Origin of the sequence: Streptomyces calidiresistens, assembly GCF_014141525.1 — a bacterium.
Taxonomy (GTDB): Bacteria; Actinomycetota; Actinomycetes; order Streptomycetales; family Streptomycetaceae; genus Streptomyces; species Streptomyces calidiresistens.
The window spans coordinates 1-1,577 of record NZ_VKHS01001047.1; the positions used below are offsets into that span (position 1 = coordinate 1).

Genomic DNA, 1,577 nt, shown 5'->3' on the forward strand with positions numbered 1-1,577 from the left:
GGGGACGCGGTGCGGATCACGGGGACCGGGAGGGTGACCGCGACCGCCCCGGCCGGGGGGACGGGACTCACGGAACTCACGGAACTCACGGAACTCCTGGTCTGGTCCCCCGCCTGACCCCGGCCCGGGTGGGGAGGGAGCGCGCCCCGCGCCCCGCGCCCCGCGGGGCCGTCGCCTTCCGAGGGGCGGCCCCGGGACTCAGCCGGCCTCCGCCGGGACGGACTCCCGCTCCCCGCGCCCGACGCCCCGCAACTCCTCCAGGACCGCGTCGGTGAACCGGGGCCACACCACGCCGGCCCACGGCCCGAAGTCCCGGTCCGTCACCGCCGCGGCGGCCACCCCGGCGTCCGGGTCCACCCACAGGAAGGTCCCCGACTGTCCGAAGTGGCCGAAGGTCCGCGGGGAGGAGAGGGACCCGGTCCAGTGCGGCGACTTGGTGCCCCGGATCTCGAACCCCAGCCCCCAGTCGTTCGGCTTGTGCTGGCCGAAGCCGGGCAGCACCCCGTTCAGCCCCGGGAACACCGGCCGGGTCGCCTCCGCGACCGTGGCGGGGTCCAGCAGGCGGGGGTTCTGGATCTCGGCGGCGAAGCGCGCCAGATCCTCCACGGTGGAGACGGCGTCCTTGGCGGGGGAACCCGGCAGGTCCGTCGCGGTCATCCCCAGGGGCTCCAGCACGGCCTGCCGCAGGTACTCGGCGAAGGGCATCCCCGTCGCCTCCTCCAGGTGCTCGCCCAGCACCTCGAAACCGGCGTTGGAGTAGAGTCTGCGGGTCCCCGGCTCCGCCATCTCCCGCCGCTCGTCGAAGGCGAGCCCCGAGGTGTGGGCGAGCAGGTGGCGCACGGTGGAACCCCGCGGTCCGGCGGGTTCGTCCAGTTCCATGGCGCCCTCCTCGACCGCGATCAGCATCGCCCAGGCCGCCAACGGCTTGGTCACCGAGGCGAGGGGGAAGCGGTCCGCGACCGGCCCGTGGAACGCGACCGGCCCGCCGTCCGCCGGGATCACGGCCGCCGCCGCCCGGGGCACCGGCCACTGCTCGATCATCGCCAGAGACTCCATGGGCCGAGCCTAACCCGCCGCCCTCCGCGCCTCCTCGGGCACGCCGGGACGGCGCGCGGAGCGTTCGCCGCGAACACCCCCGCGAACCCCCTCCGCTCCCGGGCCGGTGCCGGCGGACCCTCCCCGCCCCCGGGTCGTTGCCTCCTGCACGCGCAGGTCACGCGGGGAAGCCGGTTGAACGGTACATCCTCATCGGAAGTGTTCCGGAGCCTCTTCGTGCTGGCCCGAGGGGTGCCGGCCGGCATACCATCCGGCAAGCCGGGGGAACTGGTGTCCGGCTGTGCCGGGGAGCGGGTGGGAACGATGAGATGCTCGCAGTGTCACGTGGGACGTGCCTGGGACGCGTACGGCCGATGCGAGCCCTGTTCGCGTGCGAACGTGAACCTCGGCCCGGTCGGCTCGGAACTGGTCGCCACCCGGGTCGAGCCACCGGCTCCCGAACCGACCCCGGCTCCGGTCGCGGCCGGCCCGCGCGGTGAGACCCCCGGGGTTCCCCCGCGCCCGTTCCCGCCGGCCGAACC

Annotated in this window: 1 protein-coding gene; it reads right to left on the bottom strand. The window is 75.3% G+C overall.

Translation table 11 applies throughout. The annotated features are described in order from the left end of the window. Positions 1–198: 198 nt before the first annotated feature. Positions 199–1,056 carry a serine hydrolase domain-containing protein gene (locus FOE67_RS25325; protein ID WP_182667146.1) on the bottom strand — a complete coding sequence of 286 codons (858 nt, stop codon included), beginning with the start codon at positions 1,054–1,056 and terminating at the stop codon, positions 199–201. Between the last annotated feature and the right edge of the window lie 521 nt (positions 1,057–1,577).